Source organism: Neorhizobium lilium (assembly GCF_004053875.1).
GTDB classification, from domain to species: domain Bacteria; phylum Pseudomonadota; class Alphaproteobacteria; order Rhizobiales; family Rhizobiaceae; genus Neorhizobium; species Neorhizobium lilii.
Genome location: NZ_SBIP01000002.1, coordinates 759,651 through 781,489 on the forward strand (window position 1 = coordinate 759,651; position 21,839 = coordinate 781,489).

Annotated in this window: 23 protein-coding genes; 9 read left to right on the plus strand and 14 right to left on the minus strand. The window is 60.4% G+C overall.

Features of this window, described 5'->3' with window-relative positions; genetic code table 11:
• The 7 genes from EPK99_RS09840 to EPK99_RS09870 all read left to right on the plus strand — a co-directional run bounded on the left by EPK99_RS09840 (position 1) and on the right by EPK99_RS09870 (position 9,064).
• Positions 1-336 carry a hypothetical protein gene (locus tag EPK99_RS09840; RefSeq protein ID WP_128442845.1) on the plus strand — a complete coding sequence of 112 codons (336 nt, stop codon included), beginning with the start codon at positions 1-3 and terminating at the stop codon, positions 334-336.
• On the plus strand, positions 336-1,223 hold the full coding sequence (locus tag EPK99_RS09845; RefSeq protein ID WP_128442846.1) for an ABC transporter permease: 888 nt from the start codon (positions 336-338) through the stop codon (positions 1,221-1,223). Before EPK99_RS09840 ends, EPK99_RS09845 begins: the two co-directional genes overlap by 1 nt.
• Positions 1,220-2,356, plus strand: coding sequence for an ABC transporter permease (locus tag EPK99_RS09850; RefSeq protein WP_128442847.1), 1,137 nt, complete (start codon positions 1,220-1,222; stop codon positions 2,354-2,356). Before EPK99_RS09845 ends, EPK99_RS09850 begins: the two co-directional genes overlap by 4 nt.
• A 65-nt stretch (positions 2,357-2,421) precedes the next feature.
• Entirely contained in the window at positions 2,422-3,393 is a 972-nt protein-coding gene (locus tag EPK99_RS09855) for an ABC transporter substrate-binding protein (protein ID WP_128442848.1), read from the plus strand.
• A 321-nt stretch (positions 3,394-3,714) separates the two neighbouring features.
• Positions 3,715-4,887 (plus strand): efflux RND transporter periplasmic adaptor subunit, encoded by a 1,173-nt coding sequence (locus EPK99_RS09860; RefSeq protein WP_425374193.1) that lies wholly within the window; start codon positions 3,715-3,717, stop codon positions 4,885-4,887.
• Positions 4,888-4,892: 5 nt separating this feature from the next.
• Positions 4,893-8,243 (plus strand): efflux RND transporter permease subunit, encoded by a 3,351-nt coding sequence (locus EPK99_RS09865; RefSeq protein ID WP_128442850.1) that lies wholly within the window; start codon positions 4,893-4,895, stop codon positions 8,241-8,243.
• 137 nt (positions 8,244-8,380) lie between these two features.
• Complete coding sequence (locus tag EPK99_RS09870) at positions 8,381-9,064, plus strand: Crp/Fnr family transcriptional regulator (RefSeq protein ID WP_128442851.1); 684 nt, start codon at positions 8,381-8,383, stop codon at positions 9,062-9,064.
• Between the two features lie 123 nt (positions 9,065-9,187).
• Here the strand turns inward: EPK99_RS09870 and ureG are convergent, their stop codons facing one another.
• From ureG to ureE, 3 genes are read right to left on the minus strand one after another with little or no spacing between them, the layout of a single operon-like run.
• Positions 9,188-9,799, minus strand: coding sequence for an urease accessory protein UreG (ureG, locus tag EPK99_RS09875; RefSeq protein ID WP_128442852.1), 612 nt, complete (start codon positions 9,797-9,799; stop codon positions 9,188-9,190).
• 38 nt (positions 9,800-9,837) lie between these two features.
• On the minus strand, positions 9,838-10,545 hold the full coding sequence (locus EPK99_RS09880; protein ID WP_245582382.1) for an urease accessory protein UreF: 708 nt from the start codon (positions 10,543-10,545) through the stop codon (positions 9,838-9,840).
• Between the two features lie 6 nt (positions 10,546-10,551).
• Positions 10,552-11,034, minus strand: coding sequence for an urease accessory protein UreE (gene ureE / locus EPK99_RS09885; RefSeq protein ID WP_128442853.1), 483 nt, complete (start codon positions 11,032-11,034; stop codon positions 10,552-10,554).
• Between the two features lie 218 nt (positions 11,035-11,252).
• Between ureE and EPK99_RS09890 the strand changes: the two genes are divergently transcribed.
• Positions 11,253-11,738, plus strand: a complete 486-nt coding sequence (locus EPK99_RS09890) for a hypothetical protein (protein ID WP_128442854.1) — start codon at positions 11,253-11,255, stop codon at positions 11,736-11,738.
• Complete coding sequence (locus tag EPK99_RS09895) at positions 11,738-12,067, plus strand: hypothetical protein (protein ID WP_128442855.1); 330 nt, start codon at positions 11,738-11,740, stop codon at positions 12,065-12,067. The genes EPK99_RS09890 and EPK99_RS09895 overlap by 1 nt, the downstream gene beginning before the upstream one ends.
• Positions 12,068-12,071: 4 nt before the next feature.
• Here EPK99_RS09895 and ureC read toward each other — a convergent pair whose 3' ends face one another.
• The 11 genes from ureC to urtB form a co-directional block, all read right to left on the minus strand.
• Positions 12,072-13,781, minus strand: a complete 1,710-nt coding sequence (gene ureC / locus EPK99_RS09900) for an urease subunit alpha (RefSeq protein WP_128442856.1) — start codon at positions 13,779-13,781, stop codon at positions 12,072-12,074.
• Positions 13,782-13,837: 56 nt separating this feature from the next.
• Positions 13,838-14,257, minus strand: a complete 420-nt coding sequence (locus EPK99_RS09905; RefSeq protein WP_128442857.1) for a lysozyme inhibitor LprI family protein — start codon at positions 14,255-14,257, stop codon at positions 13,838-13,840.
• Positions 14,258-14,306: 49 nt separating this feature from the next.
• Positions 14,307-14,612 (minus strand): urease subunit beta, encoded by a 306-nt coding sequence (locus EPK99_RS09910; protein ID WP_128442858.1) that lies wholly within the window; start codon positions 14,610-14,612, stop codon positions 14,307-14,309.
• Between the two features lie 11 nt (positions 14,613-14,623).
• Positions 14,624-14,875, minus strand: coding sequence for a DUF1272 domain-containing protein (locus EPK99_RS09915; protein ID WP_128442859.1), 252 nt, complete (start codon positions 14,873-14,875; stop codon positions 14,624-14,626).
• Positions 14,876-14,884: 9 nt separating this feature from the next.
• Entirely contained in the window at positions 14,885-15,187 is a 303-nt protein-coding gene (locus EPK99_RS09920; RefSeq protein ID WP_128442860.1) for an urease subunit gamma, read from the minus strand.
• An 18-nt stretch (positions 15,188-15,205) separates the two neighbouring features.
• Complete coding sequence (locus EPK99_RS09925; RefSeq protein ID WP_128442861.1) at positions 15,206-16,051, minus strand: urease accessory protein UreD; 846 nt, start codon at positions 16,049-16,051, stop codon at positions 15,206-15,208.
• Positions 15,988-17,262, minus strand: coding sequence for a CE1 family esterase (locus tag EPK99_RS09930; protein WP_128442862.1), 1,275 nt, complete (start codon positions 17,260-17,262; stop codon positions 15,988-15,990). The genes EPK99_RS09925 and EPK99_RS09930 overlap by 64 nt, the downstream gene beginning before the upstream one ends.
• Positions 17,263-17,375: 113 nt before the next feature.
• Positions 17,376-18,071: an urea ABC transporter ATP-binding subunit UrtE gene (gene urtE, locus EPK99_RS09935; protein WP_128442863.1), complete on the minus strand. Its 696-nt coding sequence runs from the start codon at positions 18,069-18,071 to the stop codon at positions 17,376-17,378.
• A gap of 188 nt (positions 18,072-18,259) precedes the next feature.
• Complete coding sequence (urtD, locus tag EPK99_RS09945; RefSeq protein ID WP_128442864.1) at positions 18,260-19,021, minus strand: urea ABC transporter ATP-binding protein UrtD; 762 nt, start codon at positions 19,019-19,021, stop codon at positions 18,260-18,262.
• 4 nt (positions 19,022-19,025) lie between these two features.
• A complete protein-coding gene (gene urtC / locus EPK99_RS09950) occupies positions 19,026-20,198 on the minus strand; it encodes an urea ABC transporter permease subunit UrtC (RefSeq protein ID WP_128442865.1) in 1,173 nt (390 codons plus the stop codon).
• Positions 20,195-21,814, minus strand: coding sequence for an urea ABC transporter permease subunit UrtB (gene urtB / locus EPK99_RS09955; RefSeq protein ID WP_128442866.1), 1,620 nt, complete (start codon positions 21,812-21,814; stop codon positions 20,195-20,197). Before urtB ends, urtC begins: the two co-directional genes overlap by 4 nt.
• Between the last annotated feature and the right edge of the window lie 25 nt (positions 21,815-21,839).

Sequence of the window (21,839 nt, forward strand, 5' to 3'; positions counted from 1 at the left end):
ATGAACCTGGCTTTCGTCCTTTGGCTGGCCGGCGCAATGGCGGTCTTTCTGGCGGCGGCTACCGCATCCCGGGCCTATATTGCCAACAGCAACATCCTTCTGCTTCTGCTGTCGCTCGGGCTCTACTGCATCGGCAACCTGATGATGGTGAAGCTCATGCGCGAAGGAGGCTTGGGCCTCGCCATCTCGGCTTCCGCCGTGGCGCAACTCGTGCTGATCAACGTCATTGCCTTTGCCGTGTTCGGGGAGCGCCCGAGCACGCTGCAACTGGCGGGCGTCGGGCTGGGCGTGGTCGCCATGGTGCTGATGCTGTTTCCGTTGGAGGCGAACAGCTGATGCAGAAGGAAAGCCTGGTTCGGCACCGCATCCTGCCCGTCATGGCGATCGTCCTGATCATCGTCCTCGCCTGGTATGCTGGCGCATATTTCATGAACGCGCCCTTCCAGCGCGACCTCGACCGCCGCGCCAATGTCACCTCCACGCCGGTCGAATTCCTGCAGAAGACCATGGCGCAACCGAAGCCCGTCGTGCCGGCGCCTCACCAGGTGATGCAGAACCTGTTCGAAAACACGGTGATGCGAAGCCTCACCTCTAATCGCAGCCTCGTTTATCATGGCTGGGTCACGCTCTCTTCCACAATGGTCGGCTTTGCGGCCGGCACCCTCCTCGGCATGCTGATCGCCATCGGCATCGTCCATGTGAAAACGCTGGACCGCAGCCTGATGCCCTGGATCATCGCCTCGCAAATGGTGCCGATCCTTGCCGTGGCCCCTATGGTCATCGTGGTGCTGGGCGCCATCAACATCACCGGCCTCATTCCGAAGGCGTTCATCTCCACCTATCTTTCCTTCTTTCCGGTGGCGGTGGGCATGGTGAAGGGCCTGCGCTCGCCCGAGCTCATCCAGCTCGACCTCATGCGCACCTATAATGCCACGGCGGCGCAAACCTTCTGGAAGCTGCGCCTGCCCGCTTCCATCCCCTACCTGTTCACCTCCATGAAGGTAGCGATCGCCGCAAGCCTGGTCGGGGCCATCGTCGGCGAACTGCCGACCGGCGCTGTGGCCGGATTGGGCTCGAAATTGCTCGCCGGCTCCTATTACAGCCAGACGATCGACATGTGGGCGGCTCTGATTGCCGGCTCGATTTTGGCAGCGCTGCTGGTTGCCCTTGTTGGGATCATCGAAAGGATCGTCGAGAAATCTAGAGGCGGGAGGCCGGCATGAGCTTGCTCCGAATGTCCTGGCAAGCTGCCCTTGCCCTGATCTTGATGATCGTCGCGCTTTTCAACCTGCCTCTCGTAGACCAGCCGGTCGGCCTTGATGCACCCGCGACAGCCATGACCACCACTTTTCTTGCCTGGCTGATCCTGATGGCGGCAATCGGAGTCGATGCGCTGCCTCGCCCGGCGATCACGCGCGCCGCCGCCCTGTTCGTGCTGACTCATCTGGCGACATATCTGCTGATGACGGAAATCGCCGATGGCGACGGGCTGGACCGCCTGTCCTTTTTCCTGATGATCGCCGCAAGCTGGCTGATCGCATGGCGTTGCGTGACGCTGCTTTCGGGCATCGAGGTGAGAACGCCGTTCGCCAGCGCCCTCTTGAGACTGCTGATACCGGCGATTTTCGGCGCCTGGATCGTGATCCTCTGGGAAGCCGCGACGCGCGGCGCCGGCATCCCGTTCATCATCCTGCCGCCACCTTCGGCCATCGGCGTCCGCATCGCAGGCTCGGTTGCCATCCTCTGGGCCGATGTGCAGCAGACCATCCTCAAGGCGGTAGTCTTCGGCTATGTCGTGGGCTGCGCCTCGGGCTTCGTCATTGCGATTCTCGCCGACCGGATCAGCTTCCTGCGGCGCGGTCTCATGCCCATCGGCAATCTCATGTCGGCGCTGCCGATCGTCGGTGTCGCGCCCATCATGGTCATGTGGTTCGGCTTCGACTGGCAGTCCAAGGCAGCCGTGGTCATCGTCATGACCTTCTTCCCCATGCTGGTGAACACGGTGGCCGGTCTTTCGGCCTCAGGCGCCATGGAACGAGACCTGATGCGGTCCTATGCGTCCGGTTACTGGCAGACGCTTGCCAAGCTGCGGCTTCCCGCCGCTATGCCCTTCATCTTCAATGCGCTGAAGATCAACTCGACGCTGGCGCTGATCGGCGCGATCGTCGCGGAATTCTTCGGCACGCCGATCGTCGGCATGGGCTTTCGTATCTCGACCGAGATCGGCCGCATGAATGTCGATATGGTCTGGGCGGAAATTGCCGTTGCGGCGCTTGCCGGATCGGTTTTCTATGGGATCGTGGCGCTCGCCGAGCGGCTGACGACATTCTGGCATCCGTCTAACCGTCAAGGCTAGGCGCTAAAATCCGGCCCAGCGACGGGGCGGCAATGAAAACAGCTTCTAAACAGAGGGAAACGGCAATGAAGAAGATCTTGATGGGATTGCTGGCAGGCGCCATGTCCATGGCGGCAGCCCAGGCGATGGCGGCCGACAAGCTGACGCTACAGCTGAAATGGGTCGCCCAGGGCCAGTTCGGCGGCTATTACGTCGCCAAGGACAAGGGCTTCTACAAGGAAGAAGGCCTTGACGTGACGATCAAGCCGGGCGGTCCGGACATCGCGCCGGAACAGGTGATCGCCGGCGGCGGTGCCGACGTCATCGTTGATTGGATGGGTGGGGCACTGGTGGCGCGCGAGAAGGGTGTCCCTCTCGTCAACATCGCCCAGCCTTACCAGAAGTCAGGCCTTGAGCTGATCTGCCCCAAGGATGGCCCGATCAAGACCGAGGCCGACTTCAAGGGTCACACGTTGGGCGTCTGGTTCTTCGGCAACGAATACCCGTTCTTCGCCTGGATGAACAAGCTGGGCGTGAAAACTGAAGGCGGCAAGGATGGCGTTACGGTTCTGAAGCAGAGCTTCGACGTGCAGCCGCTGGTCCAGAAGCAGGCAGACTGCATTTCGGTCATGACCTACAATGAATACTGGCAGGCGATCGATGCCGGCTTCAAGGCGGAAGATCTGGTCGTCTTCAACTATACAAAACTCGGCAACGACCTCCTTGAAGACGGTCTCTACGCGCTCGACACCAAGCTCAAGGACCCGAAGTTCAAGGAGAATATGGTGAAGTTCGTCCGCGCCTCCATGAAAGGCTGGAAATACGCCATGGAGCACCCTGACGAAGCGGCAGGGATCGTCATGGACAATGGCGGCCAGGACGAGAACCATCAGAAGCGGATGATGGGCGAAGTGGCCAAGCTGATCGGCGACGGCTCGGGGAAGCTAGATGCCTCCACCTATGACCGCACGGTCAAGGCTCTGCTCGACCAGAAGATCATCTCCAAGAAGCCGGAAGGTGCCTACACCACGCAGATTACCGATGCTGCTCTGAAGTAGAAACAAGGAGCCGGGTCGTTTCAGTGGAAATGACCCGGTTCTTCCCCTGAACTCATAAGCATTACTCATGTTTCCAATCGCCCTCCCACATTGATTTGTGCCGCCCGGACAAGTTAAGGTAAGCCTCTTAGGAATCTGGCCGGCGGGCCTTGCAACTTGTTCTGGCGGTTGCCACCTTAGCCGGGATTTCGCGCGTGGAGGGACGTGGCGAGATCTGGGACGATCCTCAGCCGATGAAATGCCCTCTTCTCATGTGGAAGTCGTTGCATGTTTCGCGTTTACCCTAGCCTTGTCTGCTCCACGGCGCTGCTGGCCGGCCTCATGATCGCCGGTTCCGTAGCGGCTCAGGAGGCAGTGCCCAAGCCTGCTGAAACAGCCGCCCAACCATCGCCCGCCAGCCCGAAGCTGCCCGCTATCGTCATTACCCAGATCGCCGAAAAGCAGATGACGGACCGCGTCGTCGCGACCGGCTCGATCCGCCCCGTCGATGAAATCTACGTCCAGCCGCTGGTGGATGGCTTGTCTATTCGAACGATAAACGTCGATGTCGGCAGCGAGGTGAAAGCGGATAGCGTGCTTGCCTCGCTCAACGACGACGACCTGATTTTGCAGCGAAGCCAACAGGAGGCAAATCGCGCCAAGGCGGAAGCGGGCCTCGCGCAGTACAAGGCGCAGATGCTGGAAGCAAAAGCCAATCTGGATGATGCCAGGCGTCAGCGCGACCGCACGCAACGCCTGAGCCAGAGCGGCACGAGCACCATTTCCCAGCTTGAGCAGGCGAATGCCCAGGTGGAAGTCGCCGAAGCGCGGCTCAATGCAGCAAACCAGGCCGTGGCCGTCGGTCAGTCCGATATTGCCGTGGTCGATGCGCAGATCAAGGATATCGACCTGAAGCTTGCCCGCACCGGCGTCAAGACCCCGGTAAACGGGATCGTCTCCGCCAAAAATGCAAAAATTGGCGCTATTGCCAGCGGAGCGGGCGAACCGCTGTTCACCGTCATCAAGGACGGCGCCATCGAACTCGTGGCCGACCTTTCCGAAAACGACATCCAAAAGGTCAAGGTCGGACAACGGGCCAACGTCACGATAGCGGGAAGCCGCAAGCCCATCGAAGGCAAGGTGCGGCTGGTGTCGCCAACAGTCGATGCCACCACACGCCTGGGCCTGGTACACATCATCGTAGATGACCACAGCAGCGCCCGCGCTGGCATGTATGGCAGCGCCGAAATCATCATTGCCGAGACGAAAACGCTGGCTCTGCCGCTGTCGGCAGTTACAACCAGCCGTTCCGGCTCGACCGCCCGCAAGGTGGAAGACAATGTCGTGAAGCAGGTCAAGGTCGAAACAGGCATTCAAGACGGCAGCTTCGTCCAGATCGTCAGCGGCCTTAACCCGGGCGACAAGGTAGTGGCCAAGGCCGGGGCCTTCGTGCGCGATGGCGACAGGATCGCGCCGGTGACGGCTGAGCCTTCTGCGATCGAAAACGGAGGCTGAGCCCGATGAACTTCTCCGCCTGGTCGATCCGCAACCCCATCGCACCGCTCCTCGCCTTCGCGCTTCTGATGTTTGTCGGCATCCAGGCTTTCTATGCCCTGCCGATCACCCGCTTCCCAAATATCGATGTGCCGGTCGTTTCCATCACCGTCACCCAGAGCGGCGCGTCCCCAGCCGAGCTGGAAATGCAGGTGACAAAGGAAGTCGAGGACGCCGTCGCGTCGATCAGCGGCATCGACGAGGTCCAGTCGACCATAACAGACGGACAGTCGCAGACCGTCGTCGTCTTCCGCATCGAGAAGCCGACCGAAGAGGCGGTGCAGGATACCAAGGATGCGATCGACAAGATCCGCGGCGATCTTCCTGCCGGCATCGAGGAACCGATCGTCAGCAAGGTGGATGTGGAAGGCCAGGCGATCCAGACCTTTGCCGTGTCCTCGCCCAATATGACACTGGAGGAAATCTCCTGGTTCGTAGACGACACGATTAAACGCGCCCTGCAGGGACAGGCCGGCATCGGGCGTATTGACCGCTACGGCGGCGCCGACCGCGAAGTCCGCGTCTCGCTGAATCCGGACAAGCTGGATGCCTATGGCATCACCGCTGCCGACGTGAACCAGCAGATGCGCGGCACCAATGTCGATCTGGGATCCGGCCGCGGTCAGGTGGCAGGCAATGAACAGACCATCCGCACTCTGGGCGATGCCCGCAACGTGGCGCAGCTCGCCGATACCACCATCACCCTGCCCAACGGCCGCTTCGTAAAACTGTCAGAGCTCGGCACGGTAGCCGACACCTATGAAGAGCCGAAGTCATTTGCGCGCTTCAACGGAACCGCGGCCGTCACCTTTGCAGTCTTCCGGGCCAAGGGCGCTAGTGAAGTTTCCGTGGCGGAGACCGTCGCGTCCAGCCTCGACATTGTGCGCAAGGCGCATCCTGACGTCGATATCGCCATGGTCGATGATTCAGTCTACTTCACCTACGGCAATTACGAAGCAGCCCTTCACACGCTGATGGAAGGCTCGATCCTTGCCGTCATCGTGGTATTCCTGTTCCTTAGAAACTGGCGCGCCACATTGATCGCGGCCGTTGCTTTGCCGCTCTCGGCCATCCCGACCTTCTGGATCATGAACATGATGGGGTTCTCGCTGAACCTCGTCAGCTTTCTCGCTCTGACCCTTGCGACCGGCATTCTGGTCGATGACGCGATCGTCGAGATCGAGAACATCGCCCGGCACATCAAAATGGGCAAGACGCCCTATCGCGCCGCGCTGGAAGCAGCAGACGAAATCGGCCTGGCGGTGATCGCGACCAGCTTCACCATCATTGCCGTCTTCGTGCCCGTGTCCTTCATGCCCGGCATCCCGGGACAATACTTCATCCAGTTCGGCCTGACTGTCGCCTTCTCGGTCTTCTTTTCGCTCATGGTGGCGCGCCTCATCACGCCGCTGATGGCCGCCTATCTGATGCGGGCCGAAGACGCGATGGAAGACCATGCAGACAATGACGGCTGGATCATGAAGGCTTATACGCGCCTCGTCACCGGCACGACCCGCCGCTGGTACTGGCGTTATGCGACGCTGCTGGCCGCAATCGTCTTTCTTGCCGGCTCCATCCTTCTCCTCAGCCGCGTGCCCGGCAGCTTCCTGCCGCCGGACGACAACTCGCGTGTCGTGCTCTCCGTCGAATTGCCGCCCAATGCCACACTGGATGAGACCGCATCGACCACCGAAAAAATCGATCAGGCGGTTCGCCATATCGATGGCGTCCAGAGCGTCTTCGTGCTTGGCGGCGCTTCGCCCAAGGGCGACCTTGAGCTTCGCCGGGCCACTGTCCGCGTGATCCTCCAGAACATCGACCACTCGCTGGTCAAGGCTCTCGTCAACAAGGGCCTCGGCCGGCTGCCCCTGATCGGGCAATATGTGCCTCGGGTGGAGGAGCATGGTCGCGCCCGTCCGCAATGGGATGTGGAAAAGGATATCTTCGCCGCCGTCGGTTCCATTCCGGACGTCCGGATTTCCAAGGTCAACGACCGCGCCGAGCGCGACGTCACCTTCAACTTCCTGTCCTCCAACGAGGATGACCTGAACGATGCGGTGAGCCTGCTCGAGTCCAAGCTGCGGGCCTCGCCTATCCTCGCAAACGTATCGTCCGAAGGCGCTCTTCCGCGTCCCGAGCTGCAGATCAGGCCGCGCATGGCCGAAGCCTCGCGGCTGGGCATCACCCCGCAACAGATCGCAGAGACGGTTCGTATCGCAACGATCGGTGACATTGACGCGAACCTCGCCAAGATCTCTCTGGATGACCGACAGATCCCCATCCGCGTGCAGACCTCGCTCGACATGCGCCGGAACCTATCGAGCATTCGCGGCCTGAAGGTCAAGACCGCATCGGGCGCGACCGTCCCGCTCTACAGCGTTGCCGATATCGACTATTCCGAAGGCCCGAGCTCCATAAAGCGCAACAATCGCAACCGCGTTGTCGCGATCGGCTCGGACGTTCCGAATGGCACGGCGCTCGACACGGCAACGGCCGAATTCAAGCGGATCGTCGCCGAGGCGGATATCCCGAAGACGGTCCACCTCGCCGAAAGCGGCGATGCCAAAGTCCAAGGCGAAATGGTCAAGAGCTTCGGCAATGCCATGCTGATGGGGCTTCTGCTGGTGCTGGTGGTGCTGATCCTTCTCTTCAAGGATGTCATCCAGCCCTTCACCATCCTCTTCTCGTTGCCGCTCGCCATTGGCGGGGTGGCCGTGGCGCTGTTCGTGACACAGAACGCGCTCTCCATGCCGGTTCTGATCGGCATCCTGATGCTGATGGGCATCGTTACGAAAAACGCCATCTTGCTCGTGGATTTTGCGATCGAGATGAAGCGGCACGGCCTGGAACGGGTTCATGCCATGGTGGAAGCTGGCCGCAAGCGCGCCCGCCCCATCATCATGACCTCGATCGCCATGTCAGCCGGCATGCTTCCCTCGGCCATGGGTGTAGGTGAAGGCGGCTCCTTCCGCGCCCCCATGGCGATTGCGGTGATTGGTGGCATCATCGTCTCCACCGTTCTTTCGCTTGTAGTCGTGCCCTCCTTCTTCCTTATCATGGACGACCTGTCGCGGCTGCTCGGCCGCATATTCGGGCGCTTCGTCGGCAAGAAGGAAGAAGAGGAAACGGACCTCTCCGCCGAAGAACTCGGCCGGGGGCAGCGCCAGAATGCGCAGTCACTTGCGGTTATCGACGAGCGCCTGTCCCGCGTCGAGCGCCAGACCAATGCCAATACCAATACCAATACCAATGACAGCTCGCCCGGCGGGCAGACAGGCAGCAATGTCCTACGCCTGCCGCCGATGGCTGCGGAATAACCGGAGCGAGCCTTACTGCGCAGCGGCAAGAAAAAGAGACGTAATTTGATCGACGTCAAATCTCTTCTTGCTAGAAGTGATAGTCTAAGCCATTCGAAAGCTTAACGGCTTCATGTAATGGAAGAACGGCAGACGCGATGAACAGCAATTCCAAGCTCGACAATCGTGACCGTGCGGTGTTGATGAAGACTTCCTTCATGCAAGGCTTGAGCACAAATTCTGCCATCCGTGTGCTGTCGGCGATGTCGGTGCTTAATCTTCCGGTGCGCCATTCCATCTTCCGTGAAGGTGAAAAAGCCGAACTCTTCTACTGCGTGTTGAGCGGCTATGTCCGTCTCTACCGGCTCAGCCATGAGGGACGCGAGGCGGACATCCGCATTTGCGGCCCCGGCGATAGCTTTGCCGAATGTCTGCTCTACAGTGACAATGCCTATGCCTATAACGCGCAGACGGCAGAGCACAGCGCGCTTGCCGCATTCGACATGCAGATGATTCGCGATATTGCCAGCGAAGAGAAGGACGTGGCACAGGCCGTCATGGCCTCGCTGTCGCGGCATCTCTTGAGTATCATAGACTGCGTCGCAAATGACCGGTTGTTCACGGCCCCACAAAGAGTAGCTAATTACATCCTGGCGCGCTGTCCCGTGGATGGCGGTCCTGCGTTGATCCGGCTCCCCTTCCAGAAAAGCCTGCTGGCCGGTATGCTCGGACTTGCCCCGGAGGCCCTCTCCCGCGCCTTCTCGACCCTCCGCAAGTCTGGCGTCACGGTTCGGGGACGCGCCATCCAAGTGGTCGATGTCGCCAACCTCCGCAACGTCTGACATACTCTCGCGTCTCCAGCAGCAGAATAACCAAACCGGATGCGCGCCACTGGCGGATGAATTTCCCAATCGGGGCTGCAGCCGCCGAGGATTGCCGGCTTATTTTAGCGTTCTGAGAAGCGTTCAGAGTCCACCCTGCTCCTTGAGAAACCGCACCACATGGTCCACGCCCTCTCCCCTCTTCATATCGGTGAAGACGAAAGGTTTGGTCTCACGCATGCGCATGGCATCCCGTGTCATGACATCGAGATCGGCGCCAACATAAGGAGCGAGATCCTTCTTGTTGATGATCAGCAGATCCGAGCGGGTGATGGCGGGTCCGCCTTTACGAGGGATCTCCTCGCCCTGGCAGGTGGAGATCACGTAAATGGTAATGTCGGCCAGATCGGGTGAGAAAGTGGCTGCCAGATTATCACCGCCGGATTCGATGAACACGAGGTCCAGATCGGGAAAACGCTCGTTCAGACCTGCAATGGCCTGCAGGTTGATCGTCGCGTCCTCGCGAATCGCCGTGTGCGGACATCCGCCGGTCTCGACCCCGACGATACGATCGGATGAAAGTGCCTGCATCCGCACCAGCGCCTCTGCATCTTCCGTGGTGTAGATGTCGTTGGTGACGACTGCGATCGAATAGTCGTCGCGCAGCGCTTTACAGAGCTTCTCCGTCAGTGCCGTCTTGCCCGACCCCACGGGGCCACCAATGCCGACACGCAGGGGACCGTTTGCCGATTTCATGTCCTGTGTCCTTCTCGTTCTTCTACTGTCTACTCGCCTCAAGAGCGGAAAAGCCGGGAATGCTGTGTTTCGTGGCGCAATGAGGCAATGTCTGCCTGCACCGCCGCGCTACCGAGATCGTCCAGTGTCAGAAGCGGCGCGCCTGCGGCAAAAGCCTCGATTGCCGGTTCACTCCCGGCCAGCACGCCAAGACCCTGCCTCTGGCCGCAGACATTGAGCCGAATGGCAGCCGACACGGCCTGCGAAGTAGCTGCATGCAGATAGGCCGCGAGCGCCTGCTCCACTCCAACTCCATGCGCAGCCGAAACGGCGCCGACCGCCACTGGAAAGGGAAGGTCCTTGGGCAGGATTTCAAAGACACTGGACGGCCAGGCCGCCGCCGCCGCGACAAACCCGCGTCCGAGCGACGAAGTTTCGGCATAGCGCTCGGCCGAACCTGCTAGCGCGAGCCCAAGCTCTGCGACTTCCGCAAGTGCTGCCTGATCGGTATAGCTACGCCAAGCCTCTACCAGCAGGACACCATCTGTCCACAGGCTGCCATGCTGCAGGAGAATGCCCAGCCAGTCCGCAAGCCCTGCCGCATCAGCGATAAGCTTGTCGTGCACCGCCCGCTCCAGCCCACCGGAATAGGCAAAGCCGCCGATCGGGAAGGCCGGCGACAGCCAGGCCATAAGCCGAAGCAATGCCTGAGTTCCGCCTGATGCTGCCGGTTCCGTCAGCTGATCGCTCCCCACGCTCCGGGTCATCTGCCCTCAATCGTGTGAATGGCCATGGTGATCGTGCCCGCCATGCGAATGACCTCCATGGCCGTGATAAGCTCCTCGCGCCGGCTGGAACGGCTCCTCGACCTCCACGACCTGGGCTCCCAATCCTTCAAGCATGGCGCGGATCACGTGGTCGCGCAGGATGAGGATGCGGCTGTCCTCGATCTGGGCCGACAAGTGCCGGTTGCCAAGATGCCAGGCAAGCTCGATGAGGTGCAGTGTATCGTGCGCCTTGATTTCGAACAGCTTTTCAGGCGCTGCCTGGATTTCCACCGTGTCGCCATTATCCAGGACCAGCCGGTCGCCGTCATGGAAAAGCACGGCCTCCTTGAGGTCGAGCATGACCATGTCGCCGTTCGACAGATGCAGGAGCTTGCGGCGCAGATGGCGCAGGTCATGCGGGAGCGTCACGACATCGATCGGTGGGTCACTGACCTCGCCGGCCGGGCGGTAGGAATGGATGTGCTGCATGAATAACTCTTTGAATGCAAAAGCTTTGCCATCATCGTCAACCGAAGCGTCGAGCACAAGGGCGCTGGTGTGCAGACCTTCAAAAAAGCGTCTCCGGATAGGTGTTCAACAGATCACGCAGAAACGCCAACTTGTCACAGACAACCGTATGCACTTAAAAAGTTTATTGCTGATTATATTAAATCATAAGTAGATTGCAGCTTTCGGAGGAGGAATGGATGGACGGCGCGATCATAGGACCGAAAGTAACCAGAAGGCTCGATGTACACCTGATTTCATATTTCGACTTTAGGGACGTGGGCCCATGTAGCAATCTCAGGGCTTCGATAAGCCGCTTCATGGAAGCGCTTTGTGAGAAGCTTGACGCGGAGCTTATCCAGAAATCGGTCGAACACACGGAAAAATCGTTTGACGACTGGACATCATGGTACGTCGATGAAGCCCTGAGGCTGCAGATCAATGCCGTGGGGCATTTCGCACATGCGATCGGCGATCTGGAAGCATTTCCCGTCGCGGCTGGCACCAAAGTTCCTTGCGAATTGGGATACCGCAATTTCCAGGAGTTCGCCGGCTGCTGGCGAAGAGCTTGCGCGTTACGGCAAGCCGAGCTGAACGTGACTCCGAAATCGAAAAAATTCCAGGACAAGAGAGCTGACCATGACTGGGCACCCTACTTCAGCGACCTCTTCAAGAAGGCGTCGTGATGGATGATGGCAACAAGGAATCGACAAAGGAGCTGCTGGGCTCCTTCAGAGTGATAGCGAGTGCGGACATCTCAATCGCACTCGCATTATTGGTTGGCGCAACGCGTTTTTCCGAAACCGAGTCCGGTCCACTTCTGTGGATCTCGATCAGCGCCTTCTTTCTCTCCTTTCTAGCCTCAGTTTATCTTTTCCTGCTGGTGATCCCTCGGCTTCAGCATGAGAAGCCGAAAATAATTGAAATGCCTCCGGTAAAAGCTATTGCGGCCGCATCTCTTTGCTTGTTCCTTGTGGCTCTGGTGTGCCTAATCCTGCATCTTCTGTTCGTTTGAGCGTCTAAAACAGGAAATAGCGCTGCGCCATGGGCAGCACGGTTGCGGGCTCACAGGTCAGAAGCTCGCCATCAGCCCGCACCTCGTAGGTTTCCGGATCGACCTCCACATGCGGCGTCAGCGAATTGTGGATCATAGAGGCTTTGGATATACCGCCGCGGACATTCCTCACCGCCACCAGCTTCTTGGCGACGCCGAGACGCTGCGAAAGACCGGCATCGAGTGAGGCCTGGCTGACAAAGGTGACCGAAGAATTGGTCCTCAGCTTCCCGTAAGCCGCAAACATCGGGCGGTAGTGCATGGGCTGCGGCGTCGGGATGGAGGCGTTCGGGTCTCCCATCGGAGCAGCGGCGATCGAGCCCCCGAGCAGCACCATTTCCGGCTTCACGCCGAAGAAGGCCGGGTTCCACAGCACCAGGTCTGCGCGTTTTCCCACTTCCACGGAGCCGATCTCGTGGCTGACGCCATGGGCGATTGCCGGGTTGATCGTGTACTTGGCGATGTAGCGACGAACGCGGAAGTTGTCGTTATCGCCGGTTTCTTCCTTCAACTGCCCGCGCTGGTGTTTCATCTTGTCGGCCGTCTGCCAGGTGCGGATCGCCACCTCGCCGACCCGGCCCATCGCCTGGCTGTCCGACGAGATGATCGAGAAGGCGCCGATATCGTGGAGGATGTCTTCCGCGGCAATCGTTTCCTTGCGGATGCGGCTTTCGGCAAAGGCAATGTCTTCGGGAATGGACGGCGACAGGTGATGGCAGACCATCAGCATGTCCAGATGCTCGGCAAGCGTATTGACCGTATAGGGCCGCGTCGGATTGGTGGATGACGGAATGACATTCGGATTGCCGCAAATCTTGATGATATCCGGCGCATGGCCGCCGCCAGCTCCCTCCGTGTGGAAGGCATGGATGGTGCGCCCGCGAATGGCATTGACCGTATCCTCGACGAAGCCGCTTTCGTTCAGCGTGTCGGTGTGGATCATCACCTGAACGTCGAATTCGTCGGCAACAGTCAGGCAATTGTCGATTGCGGCCGGCGTCGTGCCCCAATCCTCGTGCAGCTTCAGAGAGGAAGCGCCGGCAAGGATCATTTCTTCCAGCGGCGCCGGAAGCGAGGCATTGCCCTTGCCAGCGAGCGCCAAGTTCATCGGAAAACCATCGAAGCTCTCGATCATCCGCTCGATATGCCAGGCCCCGGTGCAAGTCGTGGCAAGCGTGCCGTGGGCGGGACCCGAGCCGCCGCCAAGCATCGTGGTAACGCCGCTCATCAGCGCTTCCTCGATTTGCTGCGGGCAGATGAAGTGGATATGCGCGTCCATGCCGCCGGCCGTCAGGATCTTTCCCTCGCCTGCGATCGCCTCTGTCGAAGGCCCGACGATGATCGTCACTCCCGGCTGCGTATCGGGATTGCCTGCCTTGCCGATGGCATGGATGCGGCCGTCCTTCAGGCCGACATCGGCCTTGTAGATGCCGGAGTGGTCTACGATCAGCGCATTGGTAATGACCGTGTCCACGGCCCCCTCGCGGCGCGTCGCCTGGCTCTGGCCCATGCCGTCGCGGATCACCTTGCCGCCGCCGAATTTCACCTCTTCGCCATAGGTGGTGAAGTCCCTCTCAACTTCGATGAAGAGCTCCGTGTCGGCCAGCCTGACCTTGTCGCCGGTGGTCGGACCGAACATCGAGGCATAGGCGGCGCGGGACATCTTGTAGGGCATGGTCGGTCTACCTCTATATTTCGGAAGAGTTCGGCGAAGCCGGCGTCAGGCGACGGTCAGTTCCCCATCGCTTCGGCAAGTTCCTTGATCTCGGCAGTGCGCTTTTCTGTCAGGTCGCGTTGGCAATCGTAGATAAGCTGTGGCTCTATGCTGCCGCCATGGCCCTGAAAGCCGTAGGACTCACATTGTGCGTCGCGATATGCCACCCAGGCTCTTTGGGCCTTCACGAAGGCCGCATCGGCGCTATCGGAGCCTTCCATGGCATCGGCATCCCAGGCCTTCATTACCTTCCGAGCTGCCTGATATTGCGAGTTGAGCCGCTTGTCAGCGACGTTGTATTGCTGTTCGGAGCAGAAGGTCATCTCGACCTGGATTTCCGTCGTCTCGCAATCCACTTTCGGCTCCTGCGCATCCACCGGCGCATCTTGCAGGAGAACGCAGCCGCACAGCAGTGGCAGCAGCAAGCTCTTCAACATTGGCGTTCTTTCTCTGACTTCGTCAATTCACGGCGCTGCCGTTGCCCGTTCACAGCGGCCCCATGATCTTCTGCTGGAACCCGTAGACGTGACGCCTGCCCGAAAGCGGGATCAGCGTCACGGACCGCGTCTGGCCAGGCTCGAAGCGCACTGCCGTTCCTGCCGGAATATCGAGACGCATGCCGCGCGCCGTCTCCCGATCGAAGGCAAGGCCGTTATTCGTTTCGAAGAAATGATAATGACTGCCCACCTGGACCGGGCGGTCGCCGGTATTGGAAACCTCGACCGTCACAGTCGGCGCACCCGCGTTAAGCTCGATTTCGCCTTTAGCGGCGATTACTTCACCAGGTATCATCGCTTCCTCCCCTATGCCGCCTTGGGCGGACATCCCTCGGCTTTCAGAACACGTTTGGCAGACGCCGGATGTCGTGCCAGTGCAGCGGCCGGACGTACCGGGCGGCGCACCAGTTCACCGCTGCAATTGGGGCAAATGCCGTTAAGCGCGCCGGTGGCACACTCCACGCAATAGGTGCATTCGAATGTGCAGATCATGGCGTCACGACTTTCCGGCGGCAGATCACGGTCGCAGCATTCGCAATTGGGTCGAAGTTCCAGCATGTCGTCACCTCACCTTATCGGTTCATGGACAGTGACGAGCTTGGTGCCGTCGGGAAAGGTGGCCTCCACCTGCACGTCGTGGATCATCTCGGGGATGCCCTCCATGACCTGGTCCCGCGTCACCACATGAGCGCCGGCTTCCATCAGGTCTGCCACGGAGCGGCCGTCGCGCGCGCCTTCGACGACGTAATCCGTAATCAGCGCAATCGCCTCCGGGTAGTTCAGCTTGACGCCGCGCTCCAGCCTGCGGCGTGCGACTATGGCTGCCATGGAGATCAGCAGCTTGTCTTTTTCTCGCGGTGTCAGGTTCATGGGAATCCCGTCATGACTTTAGATGTTCCAGACTTTCGGCACTGGCGCGCCTTTGCGCAATACGGAAATTGCCGGTGTCAGGATTTTTCTCAGATCATATCCCGTCGGCGCCATCAGCCGGGCGATTAGCTTGCCGTTCCACTGGCTGGCCCCGCCAGTCCAGACGGTGACACCGTCCGACATGGTCTCGATACAAGCGCGAAGCCGGGGAAGCAGTGTCTCCGCAGAAGGTCCGGTATAGAAAAGCGTCGCAAAGGCAACCTGCCCGGAAAGTACAGCCGCAGCTTGCGAAAGCTGTGCGATCTCGCCTTCGAACCGCATCTCTTCTGCGTGGATCAACTGCCCGTTTCGGCGGATCCGCCAGCGGTCGCGGAAGAAGCCGTTGTGGACGGCTTCGCCCATCGCCTTGCGCCCGAGCAGCACGGCTTCCACGGCGAGAAATTCCGAATCGGCTGCGAGGTCCACGTCGAGCCGGCGGGTCAGCGATGAGCGGTCGAAGAGGATGGTTTCCTGAGGAAGCCAATGGACAGAGGCGTTGTCGCCGACGGTGATGTGGGTGGAGACGGATGCCGTGCCGGCGGCGGCCTTATAGATCTTCTCGTTCGCCTGCGTGGTGACGCAGAGGCTGGTGGAAGCCGCGGCGGCGACGGACCATTCGATCACGTCGCCGCCCGTCAGTCCCCCTGACGTATTGATGAGGATCGCCTCCATTTCAGGCGAATAGGTTTCCGGAAGGCGAATTTTTGCGCAGCCTTCCTGGAAGAACTCAGCGAGCCGTGTACGCCCGCCGAAAGCCTTGGTTACAAGGCGCCCTGCACCCCTTGCCCGCTGCGGCGCATATTGATGGGCTGGCTGCTGATGCACGAAGTCCCCTGATTTTCTGCTTCCGTCGCGCAGTCCGATGCAACGCTCGTGCCAGGCTTGGCTGCGGCATTGACCTTGGCGGGTGCCGCAGTGGCGACCACATCCGAACTATCCGTCTTGCCGAAGAAGTCCCACATCCGCGAGGCCGGATCGACATTGGCGTCAAAGGCGGGCTTGGATGCAGAAACGCTTACGACCTTTGCCATGCCCGTTTCGCCATCCTTGGCCGCAGCAAGAACCGCCTGCGTCGATGGCACAGGTTTCGGCCAGTCGTGCGTGCCATTGTCGAAGACATAGGTCGCAATTCGCGCGCCGTTCTGGCAGGTGCCGTAAAGGCTGAAGGTCACTCCGTTGACCGTTTTCGTGTCGCCGTTGCCCTTACATCCGTCGAGCTGCGTCCAGCGCTGAATGGCCGTCTTGAACCCGTATTGCCAATAGGCGTTGCCGCCGCCGGAATAAGGGTTCTGCCCGTCCTTGACACCGGCAAAGGCCATGATGGAGACCGGGCGGCCAGGAGTGCAGTTGACAGGATCAGGCAGCCACTTGCCCTCGACTTCGACAGGCCGACCGGCACGTAGCGAATGCACGAAGCCTGCGGCAGAGAAATCATCGTGGCCGGAGCAAATATAAGCCGACAGCATGCGTCCGCCACCGGAATAGCCCGATGCGTAGACGCGGGCGGGATCGATGCAAAACTCCTGCTTCACGGTCTTCACGGCCTGCTGAATGAACGCCATCTCGTCCATGCCGCCCTGCGCGCCGGTGGGGATGATGGTCTGGCTTACCGGCACGAACGGCACGTTCCAGGCAAACGTGCCGCTGGTCTTGCCCGGCAGGCTGCCCTGCAGCGCCACCACCACGAAACCGTTCTTCTCGGCCACCTTGTCCCAGGAACTGCGGTTCAGCTGTCCGTCCGGATTGCTGTTGCTGCCGTGCAAGTCGAACACCACCGGCATCTTCTTGCTGCCGTCATAGGCGGACGGAATGAAGTACACGCCCGAGCGCGAAACACCATCGACGTTGAAGCTGATCGGGTGACGGCCCGGCTGCATAACCTCACCGCAACCTGCAGCGGAAGCGGCATCGGCCGATGCCATCAGGCCCAAAAAAACGGCCCCTGCTGCAGCACTGCGAACAAGAGCGGAGCGAGAAAGGTAACCAGCTACCAAGGCAAAATCCATCAGCGCCTCATCATGGGTGCGAACAGCCATCAACAATATATTTGTGTTGATTTAATGCGTCCCTACTAACATAGGCGGTCGTGGTTTGAAATGCTTGATCCGCCGCGGGGGGATGCAAACATTCGCCTGTGATATTCTTGGCGTCAGACCGTCAGATGCCGCCTTGCTTCCGCCGTATCTAGCGTCTCTGCCGCGCCCTCATGCACAATCTCGCCACGATCCATGATATAGACTTGATCTGCAAGCTCGCGGCAGAAGTCGAGATACTGTTCAACCAGCAGGATCGCCATGCCGGTCGAGTCACGCAGATAGCGGATCGCCCTGCCGATATCCTTGATGATCGATGGCTGAATGCCTTCGGTCGGTTCGTCCAGCACGAGAATCTTTGGGCGCGTCACCATGGCGCGGCCGATAGCCAACTGCTGCTGCTGCCCACCGGACAGGTCGCCGCCGCGCCGCCCCAGCATGGATTTGAGCACCGGAAAGAGCGTGAAGATCTCGTCGGGGATGAACCGGTCCTTGCGCGCCAGCGGTGCGTAGCCGCTCTGCAGGTTCTCCTGCACGGTCAAAAGCGGAAAGATCTCGCGGCCCTGCGGCACGTAACCGATGCCGTGCTTGGCTCTGGAATATGGCGCAAGCCCGTTCAGCACCTCGCCGCCGAAGCTGATCGTGCCGCCGCTGATCGCGTGCTGGCCGGTGACCGCCCTCAGCAACGACGACTTTCCGACCCCATTGCGGCCGAGCACGCAAGTGATCTTGCCCATCTCGGCGGTAACCGACACGCCGCGCAAGGCCTGAGCTGCACCATAGTGGAGGTTGACGTTGTCGACTGTCAGCATGGTAGAACTCCCAAATGATGGCTAGGCGCCAGATCGCCCCCCTCTGTCACTTCGTGACATCTCCCCCTCAGGTGGGGAGATTGGTGGCAACCGGCAGCGCCACAACCGATCTCCCCCCTTGAGGGGGAGATGCCCGGCAGGGCAGAGGGGGGTGCGAGTGGCACAACTGTCATGTCTTTTTTGCCCCCTCACCGTCCCAGATAATTCTCGATCACCTTCGGATCGCTCGACACGAAATCGATGGACCCTTCGGCAAGGACCGAACCTTCCGCAAGGCAGGTTACCTTGACGCCGAGGTCGCGGATGAAGCCCATGTCATGCTCAACGACAACCACCGAACGGGTCTTGGCGATCTCCCGCAAGAGGATCGCCGTCTCCACCGTCTCCGCATCGGTCATGCCGGCCACAGGCTCGTCCACCAGCAGCAGTTTCGGTTCCTGCGCCAAAAGCATGCCGATCTCCAGCCACTGCTTCTGCCCATGGCTGAGGTTGGCCGCGTATTCCTGGGCGCGATGCGTCAGGCGAACCGTATCGAGGATCTCCTCGATACGCGCCTTGTCCTCTGCCGAAAGCCGGTAGAATAGCGTGCCAAACACGCCGCGGTCGCGGTTGAGCGCCAGTTCCAGATTGTCCCAGACGGTATGGCTTTCGAATACGGTCGGCTTCTGGAACTTCCGCCCTATGCCGAGCTGGGCGATGTCTGCCTCGTCCTTTTTGGTGAGGTCGATCGTATCCTCGAACAGCACCGTGCCGGTATCCGGCCGCGTCTTGCCGGTGATGATGTCCATCATCGTGGTTTTGCCCGCACCATTGGGACCGATGATCGCCCGCAATTCGCCGGGCTCGACCACGAAGGACAGCGAGTTCAGCGCCTTGAACCCGTCGAAGGAGACGGAGACATTTTCCAGATAGAGCAGACTTTTCGATCGGGTTTCGGCAATCGTGTTCATCGTTTCACTCCGCTGCCTGTACTGCCTGTGCCACCGTTTGGGCGTCGCCCCTGCCCTTTTCTGCGTCCGCTGCGGCCTTCAGAGCCTTGCGTGCCTTGAAGCCATGCTGGATCGTACCGACGATGCCGCGCGGCAAAAACAGCGTCACGAAGATGAACAGGCCGCCCAGCGCAAACAGCCAGAACTCCGGAAAGGCGCCGGTGAAGAAGCTCTTTCCGGCATTGACCAGCACCGCGCCTATGATCGGTCCGATCAGCGTGCCGCGACCGCCGACCGCCGTCCACACGACGATTTCGATCGAATTGGCCGGCGCGAATTCACCGGGGTTGATGATGCCCACCTGCGGTACGAACAAAGCGCCGGCGATCCCTGCAAACATCGCCGACACCACGAAGGTGAAGAGCTTCATGTTCTCCACGCGGAAGCCCAGGAAGCGTACCCGGCTCTCCGCATCGCGCACACCGACCAGCACCTTGCCGAATTTTGAGCGCACGATCGCCGACGCTGTCAGCAGGCAGAGTGCAAGCACCAGCGCCGACAGCGCAAACAATACGGCACGCGTTCCATCGGCCTGCACCTGGAAGCCGAGAATGTCCTTGAAATCGGTGAGGCCGTTATTGCCGCCGAAACCCATGTCGTTGCGGAAGAAGGCGAGCATCAGCGCGTAGGTCATCGCCTGGGTGATGATCGACAGATAGACGCCGTTGACGCGGGAGCGGAAGGCGAACCAGCCGAACACGAAGGCAAGTAGGCCGGGCACCAGCAACACCATGGCCATGGCAACGACGAACCAGTCCATCCCGAACCAGAACCACGGCAGTTCCTTGTAATTGAGGAACACCATGAAATCGGGCAGCACCGGGTTTCCGTAAGTGCCGCGCGGGCCGATCTGGCGCATCAGATACATGCCCATCGCATAGCCGCCGAGCGCGAAGAACGCGCCGTGACCGAGCGAGAGGATACCGCAATAACCCCAGACGAGATCAAGCGCCAATGCCAGCAGCGCGTAGCAGAGATATTTGCCGAACAGCGACATCGCATAGGTCGGGATATGCAGCGCGCTGTCGGGCGGGGTCAGCAGGTTGAGAACAGGCACCAGGATGGCGATGGCGATCAGGACCGCGATCGCGACGACGATCTTGCCCTCGAGGGCGCGGAGAATAAAGCCGGAAATCATGCTTCCACCGCCCTTCCCTTGAGCGCGAACAGGCCGCGCGGACGTTTCTGGATGAAGAGGATAATCAGCACGAGCACGAGGATCTTGCCAAGCACCGCTCCGACGGAAGGTTCGAGGAACTTGTTGAGGACACCAAGCGACAGAGCGCCTACCAGCGTACCCCAAAGATTGCCCACACCGCCGAACACCACGACCATGAAGCTGTCGATGATGTAGCTCTGCCCCAGGTTCGGCGAGACGTTGTCGATCTGGGAAAGCGCCACGCCTGCTATGCCGGCAATGCCCGAGCCGAGCGCGAACGTGAGCGCATCGACCCAAGGTGTGCGGATGCCCATGGACGACGCCATGCGGCGGTTCTGGGTAACGGCCCGCATGTTCAGCCCGTAGGCCGATTTCTTCATGACGACGAGCAGCGCAAAGAAGATGACGAGCGAGAAGACGATGATCCACATCCGGTTCCAGGTGATCGTCATGCCGCCGACCGGGAAGGAGCCGGACATCCAGGACGGATTGCCTACCTCCTGGTTGGTGGGGCCGAAAATCGAGCGGATCGTCTGCTGCAGGATGAGCGACACACCCCAAGTGGCGAGCAGCGTTTCGAGCGGCCGGCCGTAGAGGAAGCGGATCACGGCACGTTCGATCACCAGGCCGACGGCGCCGGTGACGAGGAAGGCGACCGGTAGCGCAATCGTCAGCGACCAGTCGAACAGGCCGGGCGCATGGTTGCGGATCACCTCCTGGACCATGAAGGTCGAATAGGCCCCGAGCATGACCATTTCGCCATGCGCCATGTTGATGATGCCCATGACGCCGAATGTGATGGCAAGCCCGATGGCGGCCAGCAGCAGCACCGAGCCGAGCGACAGGCCGTACCAGACGTTCTGGGCCATGTCCCACAGCTTCTGCTCGCTCTGCAAGGCGGCGAGCGCTGCGTCGAGGTCGCCCTTGAGGCTCGGATCGATCGAGCCCGAAACGGCACTGAGGATGCTCAGTGCATTGTTGCCGCCGATCGTCTTGATGGTCCTGATCGCGTCGCGTTTTTCGTCGATCGACCGGTCGGAGGACAGCACCGAGACGGCCCGCGCCTCCGTCATGCGCAGCTTGACCTCGGGATCGGTCTCCTTGGCAAGCGCTGCTTCGACGAGGCCTAGATTTTCCGCACCCGGGGAAGCAAGCACCGCATCGGCCGCCGCGAGCCGGACGCTCCGGTCAGGGCTGAGCAGCGTCAACCCACCCGTGGCCGAACTGATGACGCGGCGAAGATTGTTGTTGATCTTGATCTTGGTCACGGCGCTCTTCGGCACGGTGCCGGCGGAAACACCCGTCAGCGGATCGGTCAGATCCAAGCCGGCATCGCCGGTCTTGCCGATGAACACAGCGCTGTCAGATTTGCGGAAATAGAGGTCGCCTTCGGCAAAGGCGTCCAGCGCCGGAACCACCCGAACATCGCCGGTCGCAGCGATTTGGCCGATCAGCGTCTCGGCTTCGGCAAAATCGGCCTTGGCAAGCCCATCGATCAGCGGCTTCGGATCGGCACCGGACTGCGCAAAGGCGGGTACTGAAAAGGAGAGAATAAAGCAGGCAAAAAAGGCCTGGACGAAAGTTCTAAATATCATGATGTAGCCCCTCATCCGCCTACTA

Bases quoted from the DNA above. Each gene is read 5' to 3' on its own strand.
- EPK99_RS09840 (WP_128442845.1), top strand. From the start codon at position 1: ATGAACCTGGCTTTCGTCCTTTGGCTGGCCGGCGCAATGGCGGTCTTT.
- EPK99_RS09845 (WP_128442846.1), top strand. From the start codon at position 336: ATGCAGAAGGAAAGCCTGGTTCGGCACCGCATCCTGCCCGTCATGGCG.
- EPK99_RS09850 (WP_128442847.1), top strand. From the start codon at position 1,220: ATGAGCTTGCTCCGAATGTCCTGGCAAGCTGCCCTTGCCCTGATCTTG.
- EPK99_RS09855 (WP_128442848.1), top strand. From the start codon at position 2,422: ATGAAGAAGATCTTGATGGGATTGCTGGCAGGCGCCATGTCCATGGCG.
- EPK99_RS09860 (WP_425374193.1), top strand. From the start codon at position 3,715: ATGATCGCCGGTTCCGTAGCGGCTCAGGAGGCAGTGCCCAAGCCTGCT.
- EPK99_RS09865 (WP_128442850.1), top strand. From the start codon at position 4,893: ATGAACTTCTCCGCCTGGTCGATCCGCAACCCCATCGCACCGCTCCTC.
- EPK99_RS09870 (WP_128442851.1), top strand. From the start codon at position 8,381: ATGAACAGCAATTCCAAGCTCGACAATCGTGACCGTGCGGTGTTGATG.
- ureG (WP_128442852.1), bottom strand. From the start codon at position 9,799: ATGAAATCGGCAAACGGTCCCCTGCGTGTCGGCATTGGTGGCCCCGTG.
- EPK99_RS09880 (WP_245582382.1), bottom strand. From the start codon at position 10,545: ATGACCCGGAGCGTGGGGAGCGATCAGCTGACGGAACCGGCAGCATCA.
- ureE (WP_128442853.1), bottom strand. From the start codon at position 11,034: ATGCAGCACATCCATTCCTACCGCCCGGCCGGCGAGGTCAGTGACCCA.
- EPK99_RS09890 (WP_128442854.1), top strand. From the start codon at position 11,253: ATGGACGGCGCGATCATAGGACCGAAAGTAACCAGAAGGCTCGATGTA.
- EPK99_RS09895 (WP_128442855.1), top strand. From the start codon at position 11,738: ATGGATGATGGCAACAAGGAATCGACAAAGGAGCTGCTGGGCTCCTTC.
- ureC (WP_128442856.1), bottom strand. From the start codon at position 13,781: ATGCCCTACAAGATGTCCCGCGCCGCCTATGCCTCGATGTTCGGTCCG.
- EPK99_RS09905 (WP_128442857.1), bottom strand. From the start codon at position 14,257: ATGTTGAAGAGCTTGCTGCTGCCACTGCTGTGCGGCTGCGTTCTCCTG.
- EPK99_RS09910 (WP_128442858.1), bottom strand. From the start codon at position 14,612: ATGATACCTGGTGAAGTAATCGCCGCTAAAGGCGAAATCGAGCTTAAC.
- EPK99_RS09915 (WP_128442859.1), bottom strand. From the start codon at position 14,875: ATGCTGGAACTTCGACCCAATTGCGAATGCTGCGACCGTGATCTGCCG.
- EPK99_RS09920 (WP_128442860.1), bottom strand. From the start codon at position 15,187: ATGAACCTGACACCGCGAGAAAAAGACAAGCTGCTGATCTCCATGGCA.
- EPK99_RS09930 (WP_128442862.1), bottom strand. From the start codon at position 17,262: ATGGCTGTTCGCACCCATGATGAGGCGCTGATGGATTTTGCCTTGGTA.
- urtE (WP_128442863.1), bottom strand. From the start codon at position 18,071: ATGCTGACAGTCGACAACGTCAACCTCCACTATGGTGCAGCTCAGGCC.
- urtD (WP_128442864.1), bottom strand. From the start codon at position 19,021: ATGAACACGATTGCCGAAACCCGATCGAAAAGTCTGCTCTATCTGGAA.
- urtC (WP_128442865.1), bottom strand. From the start codon at position 20,198: ATGATTTCCGGCTTTATTCTCCGCGCCCTCGAGGGCAAGATCGTCGTC.
- urtB (WP_128442866.1), bottom strand. From the start codon at position 21,814: ATGATATTTAGAACTTTCGTCCAGGCCTTTTTTGCCTGCTTTATTCTC.